The organism is Micromonospora sp. RTBAU3-60 (assembly GCF_054963695.1).
Genome location: NZ_JBUEGB010000012.1, coordinates 53652 through 68111, shown reverse-complemented (window position 1 = coordinate 68111; position 14460 = coordinate 53652). Strand labels below are relative to the sequence as shown.

At 72.2% G+C, this 14460-nt stretch carries 15 protein-coding genes; 4 read left to right on the top strand and 11 right to left on the bottom strand.

The annotated features are described in order from the left end of the window. Positions 1–48: 48 nt before the first annotated feature. Positions 49–573 (top strand): ATP-binding protein, encoded by a 525-nt coding sequence (locus ACY34I_RS14415; RefSeq protein WP_462755554.1) that lies wholly within the window; start codon positions 49–51, stop codon positions 571–573. On the opposite strand, the gene ACY34I_RS14410 is transcribed toward ACY34I_RS14415, so the two are convergent. Then, entirely contained in the window at positions 574–1650 is a 1077-nt protein-coding gene (locus ACY34I_RS14410) for an adenosine deaminase (RefSeq protein WP_148798692.1), read from the bottom strand. It abuts the gene before it with no gap. Positions 1651–1701: 51 nt separating this feature from the next. Next, entirely contained in the window at positions 1702–2115 is a 414-nt protein-coding gene (locus ACY34I_RS14405; RefSeq protein ID WP_462755553.1) for a PPOX class F420-dependent oxidoreductase, read from the bottom strand. A gap of 57 nt (positions 2116–2172) precedes the next feature. On the opposite strand from ACY34I_RS14405, the gene ACY34I_RS14400 reads away from it, so the two are divergent. Together ACY34I_RS14400 and ACY34I_RS14395 are read left to right on the top strand one after the other, a co-directional pair. Next, a complete protein-coding gene (locus tag ACY34I_RS14400; protein WP_462755552.1) occupies positions 2173–2649 on the top strand; it encodes a MarR family winged helix-turn-helix transcriptional regulator in 477 nt (158 codons plus the stop codon). Between the two features lies 1 nt (position 2650). Beyond that, positions 2651–3568: a putative RNA methyltransferase gene (locus tag ACY34I_RS14395; RefSeq protein ID WP_462755551.1), complete on the top strand. Its 918-nt coding sequence runs from the start codon at positions 2651–2653 to the stop codon at positions 3566–3568. Here ACY34I_RS14395 and ACY34I_RS14390 read toward each other — a convergent pair. From ACY34I_RS14390 to ACY34I_RS14350, 9 genes are all read right to left on the bottom strand, one after another. Continuing rightward, the gene (locus tag ACY34I_RS14390; protein WP_462755550.1) at positions 3565–4245 is read right to left on the bottom strand and encodes a DUF4272 domain-containing protein; all 681 of its coding nucleotides are present in this window, start codon (positions 4243–4245) and stop codon (positions 3565–3567) included. The two genes, ACY34I_RS14395 and ACY34I_RS14390, sit on opposite strands and share 4 nt — an antisense overlap. A gap of 110 nt (positions 4246–4355) precedes the next feature. Further along, entirely contained in the window at positions 4356–5636 is a 1281-nt protein-coding gene (locus tag ACY34I_RS14385; protein WP_462755549.1) for a thymidine phosphorylase, read from the bottom strand. A 213-nt stretch (positions 5637–5849) separates the two neighbouring features. Further along, positions 5850–6557 carry a cytidine deaminase gene (locus tag ACY34I_RS14380; protein WP_462755548.1) on the bottom strand — a complete coding sequence of 236 codons (708 nt, stop codon included), beginning with the start codon at positions 6555–6557 and terminating at the stop codon, positions 5850–5852. A gap of 12 nt (positions 6558–6569) precedes the next feature. After that, positions 6570–7850 carry an ABC transporter permease gene (locus tag ACY34I_RS14375; RefSeq protein ID WP_462755547.1) on the bottom strand — a complete coding sequence of 427 codons (1281 nt, stop codon included), beginning with the start codon at positions 7848–7850 and terminating at the stop codon, positions 6570–6572. 2 nt (positions 7851–7852) lie between these two features. Next, entirely contained in the window at positions 7853–9211 is a 1359-nt protein-coding gene (locus ACY34I_RS14370; protein WP_462755546.1) for an ABC transporter permease, read from the bottom strand. Further along, positions 9208–10731 (bottom strand): ABC transporter ATP-binding protein, encoded by a 1524-nt coding sequence (locus ACY34I_RS14365; RefSeq protein ID WP_462755645.1) that lies wholly within the window; start codon positions 10729–10731, stop codon positions 9208–9210. The genes ACY34I_RS14370 and ACY34I_RS14365 overlap by 4 nt, the downstream gene beginning before the upstream one ends. 261 nt (positions 10732–10992) lie before the next feature. Further along, the gene (locus tag ACY34I_RS14360) at positions 10993–12063 is read right to left on the bottom strand and encodes a BMP family lipoprotein (protein ID WP_148798760.1); all 1071 of its coding nucleotides are present in this window, start codon (positions 12061–12063) and stop codon (positions 10993–10995) included. 277 nt (positions 12064–12340) lie between these two features. Then, complete coding sequence (locus ACY34I_RS14355; protein WP_148798712.1) at positions 12341–12682, bottom strand: hypothetical protein; 342 nt, start codon at positions 12680–12682, stop codon at positions 12341–12343. A gap of 57 nt (positions 12683–12739) precedes the next feature. Beyond that, positions 12740–13747, bottom strand: a complete 1008-nt coding sequence (locus ACY34I_RS14350; RefSeq protein ID WP_462755545.1) for a hypothetical protein — start codon at positions 13745–13747, stop codon at positions 12740–12742. A 96-nt stretch (positions 13748–13843) separates the two neighbouring features. On the opposite strand from ACY34I_RS14350, the gene ACY34I_RS14345 reads away from it, so the two are divergent. Next, the gene (locus ACY34I_RS14345; protein WP_462755544.1) at positions 13844–14443 is read left to right on the top strand and encodes a TetR/AcrR family transcriptional regulator; all 600 of its coding nucleotides are present in this window, start codon (positions 13844–13846) and stop codon (positions 14441–14443) included. The last annotated feature ends 17 nt before the right edge of the window (positions 14444–14460 follow it).

Genomic DNA, 14460 nt, shown 5'->3' with positions numbered 1-14460 from the left:
CCCTCCGGCTCCGGAAAGTCGTACATAGCCCAACGGACCGGACTTCCTGTGCTCTGCTTGGACGACTTCTACAAGGACGGCGATGACCCTACGTTGCCGCGCCGGAACGGACAGGTGGACTGGGAGTCACCCCTGTCCTGGGACGCGGACACGGCGGTGGAAACAATTGCCCGACTGGCCCGGGACGGCAAGGCCGAAGTGCCGGTTTATGCGATCGGCGCGGACCGCAAGGTGGACACCCGGCCATTCGATCTCGCCGGAGCGCCACTTTTCGTGGCCGAAGGGATCTTCGCCGCCGAGATCGTCGCCGAGTGCCGGCGCCGGGGCCTGCTCGCCGGGGCGTACGCGCTGCGCCGGCCGCGGGGGGCGACCTTCGTCCGCCGGCTCACCCGCGACCTCGCCGAGCAGCGCAAGGCACCCCGGGTGCTGATCCAGCGCGGGGTGGCGCTGCTGCGCGCGGAGCCGGCGGTGCTGCGCCGGCAGACCGGCCTGGGCGCCGAGGCGGCCCGGGCCCGCCAGGTGCTGCGCCGGGTGGCCGCGCTGCTCGCCGGCCACCCGCACCAGCACCCCTGATCAGCCGATCAGCTTGGCGTACGCCGGCTTGATCACCTCGTCGATGATCGTCAGCCGCTCGTCGAACGGGATGAACGCGCTCTTCATCGCGTTGATGGTGAACCACTGGAGTTCCTTCCAGCCGTAGCCGAAGGCCTCCACCAGCAGCGCCATCTCCCGGGACATCGAGGTACCGCTCATCAGCCGGTTGTCGGTGTTGACGGTCACCCGGAAGCGCAGGTCGCGCAGCAGCCCGATCGGGTGCTCGGCGATCGACGGCGCCGCCCCGGTCTGCACGTTCGACGACGGGCAGAGTTCCAGCGGGATCCGCTTGTCCCGGACGTACGCGGCCAGCCGGCCCAGCACCGGCGGCGACCCGGGGGTGATGTCGTCGACGATCCGGACGCCGTGCCCGAGCCGGTCGGCGCCGCACCACTGGATCGCCTGCCAGATCGACGGCAGCCCGAACGCCTCCCCGGCGTGGATGGTGAAGTGGAAGTTCTCCCGCTGGAGGTATTCGAAGGCGTCCAGGTGCCGGGTGGGCGGGAAGCCCGCCTCCGCGCCGGCGATGTCGAAGCCGACCACCCCGGCGTCCCGGTGCCGGACCGCCAACTCGGCGATCTCCTGCGAGCGGGCGGCGTGCCGCATCGCGGTCAGCAGCGTGCCGATCCGGATCGGGTGGCCCGCCTCGGCGGCCTGCGCGCTCCCCTCGACGAAGCCGGCCACCACGGCTTCGACCACCTCGTCCAGGGTCAGGTTCCGCTCCAGGTGCTGCTCGGGGGCGAACCGGACCTCGGCGTAGACCACCCCGTCGGCGGCCAGGTCCAGCGCGCACTCGCGGGCCACCCGGCGCAGCGCGGGCGCGGTCTGCATGACCGCCACGGTGTGCGCGAAGGTTTCCAGGTAGCGCTCCAGCGAACCTGAGTTGGCCGCCTCGACGAACCACCGGCCCAGCGCCTCCGGGTCGGTGGTGGGCAGCTCGTGGCCGACCTCGGCGGCCAGCTCGACGATTGTCGCGGGCCGCAGACCGCCGTCCAGGTGATCGTGCAGCAGCGCCTTCGGGACCTTGACGATGTCCTCGTACCGGATTGCGACCATGCACAGACCCTAGTCACCGGCCGCTCGACCTCGGCGCAGGACCGGGCCGGCTCAGGGCCGCCAGCCGTACACCCGCTCGACGGCGAGGCGGAGCACCAGGCGGCCGTCCGCGACCATCGCGGCCCGGTAGTCCGCCCAGTCCGGGTGCTCGCCCCGGATCCGCCGGTAGACCTCCACCAGCTCGTCGACGGTGGCGTCGTCGGTCGCCGCGGCCGGCGGGGTGAGGGTCACCGTCCCTTCGGCAACCGCGTACGCCCCGCCGTCGGCGGTGGTGACGTGGAAGCTGGCCCGGGGGTCGCGCCGCAGGTTGCGCACCTTCGCCCGGTCACCGGTGGTGGAGCAGCGGATCAGCTCCGGCTCGGCCAGGTAGTCGAGGTTCGACAGTTGGGGGCGGCCGTCCCGGCGCAGCGTCACCAGCACCCCGCGCCCCCGTTCCCCGAACAGCTCCCACAGCTTGGTTGACATGTCACCGACCGTAGGGTGGCTTTGATGACGTGTCAACCACTCGGCTAGGCTCGCCGCATGGACGAACCACGCTGGCTGGACGAGCGGGAGGCCCGGGCCTGGCGCGGCTACCGCCGGATGCGCCGGCTGCTCGACCTGACGCTCGCCCGCGAGCTGATGCAGGACGCGGGCCTCTCCGAGCCGGACTACGACGTCCTCTCCGACCTCTCCGAGGCGCCCGAGCAGCGGCTACGGCTCAGCGAACTGGCCGACCGGATGCTCTGGTCCCGCAGCCGGCTCTCCCACCACCTGTCCCGCATGCAGCAGCGCGGCCTGGTCCGCCGCGAGGAGTGCACCTCGGACGGGCGCGGCTCCGTGGTCGTGCTGACCCCGGCCGGCCGGGCCGCCATCGAGGCCGCCGCGCCGGGCCACGTCGCCGCCGTCCGCCGGCACCTGATCGACCTGCTCACCCCGGAGGAGGTCGCCGCCCTGGGCGCGCTGACCCAGCGGGTGGTCGACCGCCTCGCCGGGCGTCCGGCCGCCCCGGCGGCCTGACATGGACCCCCGCATCCTCGACCGGCTGCGCTGCCCGGTCTGCGCCGAGCCGCTCACCGAGACCACCGCCGGCACCACCCGGGCGCTGCGCTGCCCGCGCCGGCACAGCTTCGACTTCGCCCGCCAGGGATACGTGAACCTGCTCGCCGGCCGCACCCCACACACCGGGGACAGCGCCGAGATGGTCGCCGCCCGGGCCGACTTCCTCGCCGCCGCCCACTACGACACCGTCGCCGCCGCGCTCGCCGCCACCGCCGCCGACGTGGTCGACCGGGTACGCGGCACCACGCCTCCTACCCGCCCGGCAGCCACGGACGCGACGCAGAGTGACCCCGGCGCGTCGTACCCCCTGGTGGTGGACGCCGGCGCGGGGACCGGCTGGTACCTCGCCGCGGTGCTGGCGGCGCTGCCCGACGCCGTCGGCCTGGCCCTGGACGTCGCCAAGCCGGCGCTGCGCCGGGCCGCCCGCGCCCACCCGCGCGCCGCGGCGGCACTCGCCGACACCTGGCAGCGGCTCCCGCTGGCCGACGCCTCGGCCGCCGTGCTGCTCAACGTCTTCGCGCCGCGCAACGGCCCGGAGTTCCACCGGGTGCTCCACCCGGCGGGCGCCCTGCTGGTGGTCACCCCCGCCGACGACCACCTGGCCGAACTGGTGGCCGCGCTGGACCTGCTCCGGGTCGACCCGGCCAAGGCGGACCGGGTGGCGGGCAGCCTCGGCGGCCAGTTCACCGAGGAGTCAGCGAGCGTGCACCGGGCCCGGCTCACGCTCACCCGGACCGAGGTGGCCACCCTGGTCGGGATGGGCCCCAGCGCCTGGCACACCGACCCGGCCCGACTCGCCGAACGGATCGCCGCGCTACCCGAGCCAGCGCCGGTGACCCTCGCGGTCCGGCTCGGCGTGCACCGGCCGCGCTCCTAGGTGGAGAGATCGACCTCTTCCCAACCCGGCGGCTCGTCGTGGTACGGCCCGCGCAGCACCACCGCCCACTCCAGCGCCCACCGGCGCTGCCCGATGGCGTGCGAGTCGACCAGCCCGGGCACCGCCCGCCCGGACTGCTCCGTCTCCAGGTACGCCCAGTCCAGGCAGTAGTGCAGGTCGAGCAGGGCGGCGGCGTCGGCCGGGTGTTGCGGGGCGGCCAGGATCCGGGCCCGCCACTGCGAAAAGGTCTCCCCCGCGACAAGGTTGGGCATCCGCTCGACCAGCCGCTCGTCCACCGGCACCGTGGGGTCCAACTCCTTGGCCAACCCGAGCACCCAGGCCAGCGAGAACAGCGCGTCGTGGTGCAGCACGAACGACCGGTGGTCGCCCTTACCGCCCATCACGAACTGCCACTCCGGCGGGGTCACCACGTCGACCAGGTGCGAGTCCAGCAGCCAGCTCGCCGCGGCCTGCGCGGGCATCCCGAAGCACCGGGCCAGGATCACGTGCAGCACCGCGATCCGGGCCTCGATCTCCGCAGTCGTCCGCAGCTCGATCTCGTCGCCCGGTTCCCACACCAACGGGAACTGCGGCGGCGGCAGCGGCAGGCCCAGCCGGGACAGCTCGTCGAGGCTCGCCTCACGGACGGCCCGCGGGTCGGGGGCGGGTACGCGCACGGCTCAGGTCCCTGTCTGCTCGCATCGGCTCATCGCCGGTCGGTCCCCCCTGGCCAGGGAGGATAGCGTCTCGGCGAGGTCAGCACCATGGCCGGAGCCGGCCCGGACGATCAGCCGATCCGATCGATGACCAGTGGCACCACGGCGGGGGCCTCCGGCGCGATGCGGACCGCCCGCTGTGCCTCGGCGAGCGCGGCCGGGATGCGCTCCGCGTGCTCGGCGCGCAGCTCGTACAGGGGATCGCCGGCGCGTACCGGGTCGCCCGGGCGCTTGTGCAGCACCACCCCGGCCGGGATGCTCACCGGGTCCTCCTTGCGGGCCCGGCCGGCACCGAGCCGCCAGGCGGCCACCCCGATCGCGTACGCGTCGACCTCGGCGACGTAGCCCTCCTCGGTGGCGCGGACCACCTCGACCTCGTTGGCCGTCGGCATCGGGGCGTCCGGGTCGCCGCCCTGCGCCCGGATCATCGTCCGCCAGGCGTCCATCGCCCGGCCGTCGCGCAGCGCCGCCGCCGGGTCGGCGTCCGGCAGGCCGGCCGCGTCGAGCATCTCCCGGGCCAGCGCCAGGGTCAGCTCGACCACATCGGCCGGGCCGCCGCCGGCGAGCACCTCGACCGACTCGGTCACCTCGACCGCGTTGCCGACGGTCAGGCCGAGCGGGGTGGACATGTCGGTGAGCAGGGCGACCGTCCGCACGCCGTGCGCCCGGCCCAGCTCCACCATGGTCCGGGCCAGCTCGCGGGCGTCGTCGACGTGCTTCATGAACGCGCCCGAGCCGACCTTCACGTCGAGCACCAGGGCACCGGTCCCCTCGGCGATCTTCTTGCTCATGATCGAGCTAGCGATCAGCGGGATCGCCTCCACGGTCCCGGTGACGTCGCGCAGCGCGTACAGCTTCCGGTCGGCCGGGGCCAGCCCCTCGCCGGCCGCGCAGATGACCGCGCCGACGTCGCGGAGCTGGGCGATGAACTCGTCGTTGCTCAGCGCGGCCCGCCAGCCGGGGATCGACTCCAGCTTGTCGAGCGTCCCGCCGGTGTGGCCGAGGCCCCGGCCGCTCAGCTGCGGCACCGCCGCGCCGCAGGCGGCGACGAGCGGGGTCAGCGGCAGGGTGATCTTGTCGCCGACACCGCCGGTGGAGTGCTTGTCCACGGTTGGCCGGGCCACCGGGGAGAGGTCGAGCCGCTCGCCACTGGCGATCATCGCGGCGGTCCACCGGGCGATCTCCGGCCCGGTCATGCCGCGCAGCAGGATCGCCATGGCCAGCGCGGACATCTGCTCGTCGGCGACCAGCCCCTTGGTGTACGCGTCGACGACCCAGTCGATCTGCCCGTCGCTCAGCACACCCCCGTCCCGCTTGACCCGAATGACATCAACCGCCGTAAAAGCACTCATCAGATGATCTTTCTTATCGTCATGGCGGACACCAAACAACAGACCGCGCCCAACGTGGCATCGGCTGACGGCGACTGACGCGCGTTCCGCGACCACAGCGGGCCGGGGCCGACCGTGACCGGCGGAGGGATCAAGCCTGACCGCCCGGAGCCGGTCACGGTCGGCCCCGGCCCCAAGCCCAGCCAGCGAAAAGCCGCCGCCCCAGCCGCAAGCTCACGCACCCGACCAGCGAGCCGGGATCTCCATGGGCGGCTCACCCTCACCGGCCCAGAAAATGGTGCCGTTAGCGTCCACCACCACCACGCGGGGCGTACGCGCCAGCCCCCAGGTGATCGCCTCCGCCGGATCGTCCCAGGTCGGGCCCTCCTCCAGCACGCCGGTCTCGGCGCCTTCGGTGTCCCCGGCCGACCGCTCCCAGTAGGCCGTCCAGACCTGCTGCCCGGCGGAGAGATCCGGGTGCACGAAGACCGTGCCCCGCCCCCGCCAGGCGGCCAGCCGCTCCGGCACCACCGGCACCGGCATCTCGCCGGTCACCGCCTCCAGGTCCTCGACGCCGAACGCGTGCGGCAGCAGCTCGGTCATGCGCAGCGGGCGGCCCTTCGTCTCGACCAGGCACTCCGGGCCGCCGTTCTCCCAGAGCAGCTGCCGGCACCGGCCGCACGGCATCAGCGGCTCGCCGGTGGCGTCGACGCAGGAGAGGGCGACGATCCGGCCGCCACCGGTGGCGTGCAGCGAGGAGACCACCCCGCACTCGGCGCAGAGGACCACGCCGTACGCGGCGTTCTCCACGTTGCAGCCGACCACCACCCGGCCGTCGTCGACCAGGGCGGCCGCCCCGACCGGGAACTTCGAGTACGGCACGTACGCGTGCCGCATCACCTCGGTGGCGGCGGCGCGCAGCCGCTCCCAGTCGATCTCCACGTCGTGCCTCCGTCAGCCCTTGATGTACGGCTTGCCGTCCGCCGCCGGCGCCCGGACCTTGCCGACCAGGCCGGCCACGGCCAGGATCGTCGCCAGGTAGGGCAGCATCGCCAGGAACTGGCTGGGGATGCTGCTGCCGATCGCGCCGAGATAGGTGGCGAGCTGGTCGGCGAAGCCGAAGAAGAGCGCCGCGAGCAGCGCGCCGGTCGGGCTCCACCGGCCGAAGATCAGCGCGGCCAGGGCGATGAAGCCCTTGCCACCGATCATGTTCTTGGTGAACGAGTAGAGCGCCAGGGTGTACGAGGCACCACCCACGCCGGCCACCAGCCCGGCCATGAGCACGTTGCGGTAGCGCAGCCGCAGCACCTTCACGCCGAGGGTGTCGGCCGCGGTGGGGTGCTCACCCACCGACCGGGTCCGCAGCCCCCACCGGGTACGGAACAGCGCGATGTGGATGACCAGCACCAGCAGCAGGCCGAGGTAGAGGAAGAGGTTGCTGCGGAACAGCGCCGGACCGATCAGCGGGATGTCCTTGAGCAGCGGGATCTCCCAGTTGCCGAACCGGGGGGCGCTGTTGTACTTGGTCGCGTCCGTCTGCATCAGCCGCTCGTAGAGGAAGCCGGTGACGCCGACCGCCAGCAGGTTGAGCACGATGCCCATGACGACCTGGTCGACCAGGTAGCGGATGGCGAAGACGGCGAGCAGCAGAGAGATGAACGCACCGCCGAGCGCGGCGGCGACCAGCCCCACCCAGACGCTGCCGGAGAGGCTGCCGAACAGCGCACCGGAGAAGGCCCCCATCAGCAGTTGGCCCTCGATCGCCACGTTCACCACGCCGGACCGCTCGCACAGCACCCCGGCCAGCGCGCCGAAGATCAGCGGCAGCGCCAGGTAGAAGGTGCCCCGGACGACGTTGACCAGCGGCATGAAGTTGCGGCCGTCGGGGGCGGCGGAAACCTGCCAGCAGAGGAAGCTGAGCACGAAGCCGACCAGGCCGACGCCGAGCAGCACGGTGGACCAGCGCTTGGGCACCCCGGCGAGCAGGGCGGTGCCGGCCGCCGCCGCGACGAGCCCGAACAGGATCGCGCCGACCGTGCCGTTGATCGCCAGGGCGGCGCCGCCCTCGGTCTCGCTGAGCGTGAACCGGGCCTGCTGGCCGGTGGCGAGCGCCCCGAAGAGCGCCACCGCGAGCACGCCCAGCGCCAGCAGGACGGCTCCGGTCTTGCGGGCGCGCGTCCAGAAACCCTCGTCGACCGCGGTGACGGCGACCTCGGGGACAGCCATGGTGGACATGCTTACCAGCCCTTCGCAAGGCTCGTCTGCAACCGGGCCGCGCGGGCCGCCCGGAGCTGGAAGATCGCCTTCACCAGGGCCGGCGCGGCGATGAAGATGACGATGAGCGCCTGGAGCACGGTGACCAGCTCCAGCGAGATCCCGGAGTACGACTGCATCCGGTTGCCGCCGGCCTGGAGCGCGCCGAAGAGCAGCGCGGCCATCAGCACGCCCCACGGCTTCACCCGGCCCAGCAGGGCGACCAGGATGCCGTCGAAGCCGATCTGCGCGATCACCTGCGGGGTGAGCGCGTCCGCGGTCGAGCCGAGCACCATGTTCGAGCCGCCGAGCCCGGCCAGTACGCCGGCGATCACCATCACCAGCACGAACGTCTTGGTGACGCTGATGCCGGCGGTGCGGGCGGCGTCCGGGTTCTCGCCGACAGCGCGCAGCTCGAAGCCGAGCGTCGAGCGGTTCAGCAGCCAGGCCACGAACCAGGTGGCCAGCACCGCGAGCAGGATGCCGGCGTGCACCCGCAGGTTGTCGCCGAGCAGCCGGGGCAGCTGGGCGGAGGCCTCGACCGGCTTGCTGATGGCGTCGGCGCGTCTCGGGTTCTGCACCCCGTTCTGGATGATGATCCAGGACAGGAAGTACACCGCGACGTAGTTGAGCATGATCGTGTTGATCACCTCGTGGGCGCCCGTCCGCGCCTTGAGGATGCCCGGGATGAAGCCCCAGAGGGCGCCGCCGGCCGCGCCGGCGATCAGCGCGACGATCAGGTGCACCCCCGGCGGCAAGGGCAGCGCGAAGCCGGCCACGGCGGCCAGCACCACGCCGATGGTCGCCTGGCCCTGGGCGCCGATGTTGAACAGGCCGCCCCGGAAGGCGAGCGCCACCGACAGGCCGGTGAAGACCAGGGGCGCGGTGTAGGTGAGCGTCTCCGAGATCGGGCTCAGCGCGGCGGTGAAGCCGGACGCCTCCGGGTCGAAGATCGCGCCCTTGAACAGGTTCGCGTACGCCTCGCTGACCACGGTCCAGCTGGAGTTGATCGCGTCCGACGGCCGGGCGGTGATGTAGCCGTAGGTGGCCAGCACCGCCGGGTCGGAGACGATGATCAGCACCGCGCCGACCAGCATCGCCAGCAGCACCGCGAGCACCGTCACGGTGACCGTGTTCGCCGCCCAGAGGTTGTCCAGGAACAGCCGGCCCAGGGAGGGGCGGGGCTCGGCCGCGGGCTCCTTGGTGGCGGTGGCGGTCACCGCGCGCTCGGAGTCGCCGGCGGGCGCGGTCGGGTTCGCCCGCGCCTCGCTCTGCGCCTCCTGCGCCTCGGTCGCCGGCTCCTTGTCCGGGGAGCCCGACACCGGGTTCGGGGGGTTGCTCATGCCTCGTCCTCTTCGACAGGGGCCTCGGGGACGGCCGCACCGGCGGTGCCGTCGGTCGGGTTCGCCGGGGCGGTGTCCGGGGTGATACCCGCCATCAGCAGGCCGATCTCCTCGCGTGGGGTGTCCGGGCCGACGATGCCGATGATCCGGCCGCGATACATCACCGCGATCCGGTCGGCCAGCCCGATCACCTCGTCCAGCTCGCTGGAGACCACCATCACGGCGGTGCCGATGTCCCGCTCGCGGATCACCCGGCTGTGGATGAACTCGATCGAGCCGACGTCCACGCCCCGGGTGGGCTGCGCGGCGATGAAGAGCTTCAGCGGCCGGGACAGCTCCCGGGCCACGATCACCTTCTGCTGGTTGCCGCCGGAGAGCGTGCCCACCGGCGCGTCCGCCGAGGAGGTACGGACGTCGAACTGCTCGATCCGTTCCTTGGCCGACTTCGCGATGGCGTCCGGCTTGAGCGACAGGCCCTTGCCGAAGGGTGGCTGGTCGTAGATGTCCAGCACCAGGTTCTCCGCGACGGAGAACTCCTTGACCAGGCCGTCGACGCTGCGGTCCTCCGGCACGTAGCCGACGCCGGCGCGAAGCACCTTCTTGGTCGACCAGCCGTGCACGGCCTCGCCGTCCAGGGTCACCGTGCCGGCGAGCACCGGCCGCAGGCCCATGATGGCCTCGATCAGCTCGGTCTGGCCGTTGCCCTGCACGCCCGCGATGCCGAGCACCTCACCGGCGCGCACGGTCAGGTCGATGCCGTCGACCGCGCGTACCTGCCGGTCGTCGTCCACCACCAGGCCGGAGACCTCGAGGATCGGCTTGCCCGGGGTGGCTGGCTTCTTGTCGACGGTCAACCGGACGCTGCGGCCCACCATCAGCGCGGCCAGCTCGTCGCGGCTGGCGCTCGGCGAGGCCGTACCCACGGTCTTCCCGCGCCGGATCACGGTGATCCGGTCCGCGATCGCCTTGACCTCGCCCAGCTTGTGGGTGATGAAGACGATCGACTTGCCGGCGGCCTTCAGCGACCGCATGACGGCGAGCAGTTCCTCGGTCTCCTGGGGGGTGAGCACCGCGGTCGGCTCGTCGAGGATCAGCAGGTCCACCTCGCGGGTGAGGGCCTTGACGATCTCCACCCGCTGCTGGATGCCGACCGGCAGGTCCTCGATCACGGCGTCCGGGTCGACCCGCAGGTTGTACCGCTCGGAGACCTCGGCGACCTCGCGCCGGGCCCGCCGCCGGTCCAGGAAGCCGGTGAAGCCGCCCTTGACCTGCTCGGCGCCGAGCATGACGTTCTCCGCCACGGTGAAGACCGGCACCAGCATGAAGTGCTGGTGCACCATGCCGATCCCGGCGGCGATGGCGTCCGACGGGCCCTTCAGCTTCAGCGGCCGGCCGTCGACCAGGATCTCGCCCTCGTCGGGCTGGTAGAGCCCGTAGAGCACGTTCATCAGGGTCGACTTGCCGGCGCCGTTCTCGCCGAGCAGGGCGTGGATCTCTCCAGGCTCCACCGTCAGGTCAATGTGGTCGTTCGCGACCAGATCACCGAACCGTTTGGTGATGCCGCGCAGTTCGAGTCTCAGCGCAACCTCCTGGAGTGCGAGCGATGGTGCAGCGTAGCCGCTGCCGCGCCGGTCACCTGACCGGGCCGGGGGTGGTGCGGACCGGCCGCCCCGGCGGGCGCGGGAGGGATCCCCACGTACGCCGAGGCGGCCGGATCGTCATGCGTGGTGCCCGCCGGCCTCCGCTGCCGATGATCCCATCCGCGGCGGCCGGCGAACGGGTCACTTGGTCGGCTGGGCCTTCGAGGTGACCGTGATGGTGCCGGCGGCGATGTCCGCCTTGATCTTGTCGACCTCGGCCTTCAGGTCCGCTGGGACCTTGCTGTCGAAGTCGTGGTACGGGGCGAGCGACACGCCGTTGTTGGCCAGGGTGCCGACGAAGCCCGGCTTGGCCTGGAGCTTCTCGCCGCCGGCGGCCTTGAGCACGGCGTCCTTGACGGCGTCCTGGATGTTCTTGACGACCGTGGTCACCAGCGCCGGGCAGTTCGGGGTGCTCTTGCAACCGTCGGTGTCGACCCAGATGGCCGAGTACTTGCCACCGGAGGCCTGGGCTGCGGCGGTGGTGCCGAGGCCGGCGCCGCCGGCGACCGGCATGATGATGTCCGCGCCCTGGGCGACCAGCGCGTCGGAGACCTTCTTGCCCTCGTCCTGCTTGGTGAAGTCGTTGGTGAAGGAGCCCTTCTGGGTCGCCTTGTCCCAACCGAGGACCTGGACGTTCTTGCTCTTGGTCTTGTTGTAGTACGCGACGCCGTCGGCGAAGCCGTCCATGAAGATGGTCACCGGCGGGATCGGCAGACCGCCGTAGGTGCCGACCTTGCCGGTCTTGCTCATCCCGGCGGCCAGGTAGCCGGCCTGGAAGGCGGCCTGCGTGGTGTCGAACTGCATCGGGTAGATGTTGTCCACGCCCGGGTTCGAGTCGACGATGCCGAACTGCTGGTTCGGGTTCGCGGTCGCGGCCTTCTTGGTGGCGTCGGCCATCAGGCCGCCGACGGCCAGGATGAAGTCGCACTTCTGGTTGACGAACCCGGTCAGGTTGACCTCGTAGTCCGCCTCGGCCTTCGACGCGACGTACTTGATGTCGATGTTGTCGTTGGCCTTCTTGGCCTCCTGGAGACCGGCCCAGGCGGAGGTGTTGAAGGACTTGTCGTCGATGCCGCCGACGTCCGTGACCATGCAGGCGCTGTACTTCTTGGCACCGCTGCCAGCGCCGTTGTTGTCCTTGGGGGCCTCACCACACGCGGCGGCGCCCAGCACGAGGCCACCCGCCACGAAGGCGGAGGCGACGATCCGCATCCCACGCACAGAGCGCAAGACGACTCCTTCCCATTGCACACCGCGTTGTGCGCGGTGGCAGCCCTTTCGCCGGCCTGCGGTGTGCCCGCCGGCGTCCCACGTTACGGACGGGAGCGTACGCCCGCGCCCACCCACCGGCCGACAATCGTGCACGACTGTTGGGCGTCCGTTACCCCCGTGTAACCGTTGGGTGGGGCAGATCACTTCCCGTGCCGACGGGCCTCCGGAGAGGTGTCACGAACGTCCGTTTTCCCGTGGCGTTCGCGTTGCTGACGGGCTACCGCCAGAAGACCGCCACCGCCGCGTTGGCCAGCGTCAACCCGATGATGGCAAGGAAGTGGCCACGGTTGACCGACTCCCGTTTCCGGGAAAAGAAGACCATGACAAAGATCAGCAGCGCGAGCACCAACTTGGTAACAAGTTTGGCGGGTGCCGGCTCGTGCCCGTCGCGCAGCGGGGCGGACAGACCGATTCCGGTCAGCACCTGGATCACCGAGCCCCAGAGCATGGCCGCGTTGATCCGCAGCCGGCCGCTGGCGTACTGGGCGATCGAGCCGCCGAGCAGCATCGCGAACCCGATCAGATGGACGTAGAGGAGTACCAGCCGAAGAGCTTCCACGCCGCCCATCCTGCCCCACCAACGACGGACTGTAGTAGTCGGCCCGGCCAGCTGCCGTCATACCGTGACCTTGGCCGCCCGCGCTTCCCGGGCCGCGCTGCGCCCGTCGCTCCCGGCACTCCGCCGGCCGAGCAGGACCAGACCGATACCGACCACCGCGTAGCCGGCCAGCACGGCGAGGGACCGGCCGGCGCCCGCGCCGTCGAAGAACGCCGCCGCGCGTAGCAGCGTGCCCCCGGCTCCGACCGGCAGGAACTGCCCGACGGCACCCCACGGCTGGGGCAGCAGTTCCGGCGCGGCGCTGACCGCGGAGAGCGGGTTGCCGACCAGGAAGACCAGCAGCGCACCGAGCCCGATGCCCAGCCTGCCCAGCACCGCCCCGAGGCCGGCCACGGTGCCGGCCGCGGCCAGCGCGAAGAGGCCGATCGCACCCGCCTCGAGCCACGGGTCGCCGTCGAGGACGCCGAGCCAGCCGTGCAGCACCGCCTCGCCGGCCAGGCCGGCGAGGACGGCGTAGGCCACCAGCCCCAGCAGGCGGGCGCCCCGCCGGGCCACCAGGAAGATCAGCAGTGCGCCGGCCAGCATGCTGGTGAGCGCGAACGGCAGGAACCCGGCGGCGAAGCCGGCGCCGCGCGGGTCGTCCGGATCGGCCGGGACGACCTGCACCACCGGCACCGGCCGGCCGCCGGAGAGCTGGGCGGCGGCCTCGGTGAGCAGCGCGGCCACGGTCGGGCTCGCCGCCGGGGCGGTGTGCAGGGCGATCCCGTCCGGACCGGCGACGAAGGCCGCGTACGCCTCGCGGTCGCGCAGCGCGCGGTCGGCCGCCGCCGCGTCCGGCAGCTTGGTCACGTCGAACGCGCCGGGCCGGGCAGCGGCCAGCCGGGCGGTGAGTTCGGCCGTGGCGGGCGCCGGGCCGGCCACGAGGATCGGCAGGTCGCGGGGGGCGAGGTGCGTCGCCGGCGCGGCGAAGAGCGGGACGAGCAACGCCTGCACCGCCACCACGAGGGCGGCCAGCAGGACGGCGAACAGCCACGGTGAGCGGACCCGGGACGGTTGAGCGGACATCTCCGCCTCCTAAAACGAACGTTCATTCTCTTGGAATGAGAGTGCGCCGCGGTCGGCCGTCAGTCAAGAACGAACGTTCGCTTTACAATGTGCTACGTGCCACGCGTATCGGACGAACACCTCGCCGCCCGCCGCCAGCAGATCCTCGACGCGGCCCGGCGGTGCTTCCTGCGCGACGGCTTCCACAACACCTCGATGCAGGACGTGATCCGCGAGGCCGGCCTCTCGGTCGGGGCGGTCTACCGCTACTTCCCCAGCAAGTACGACCTGGTCACCGCGATCGCCCAGTCCGTGATCGGCGGGGCGGACCAGGTCTTCGCCGAGTTGGCCCGCCACGAGCCGCCGCTGCCGGTCACCGAGGCGCTGGACCGGGCCCTGGCCTACGTCGACTCCCAGAGCGGCGAGGACGGCGTGCTGCGGCTGGCCGTCCAGGTGTGGAGCGAGGCACAGCGGGACCGGGCGCTCGCCGAGTTCGTCCGGGCCACGTACGGCCGCTTCCGCAGCCACTTCGTAGCGATCGCCAGGCGGGCGGGCGAGGCCGGCGAGCTGCCCGCGGACGCCGATCCGGAGGCGGTCGGGGCGGCCCTGTTCGGCCTGGTCCCCGGCTACTACATGCAGCGCATCCTGACCGGCTCGCCGGACCGGGTGACCTACCTGGCCGGGGTCCGCGCCCTGCTCGCCGGCCCGGCCGGCTGACCGGTCGCCCTCGGCTT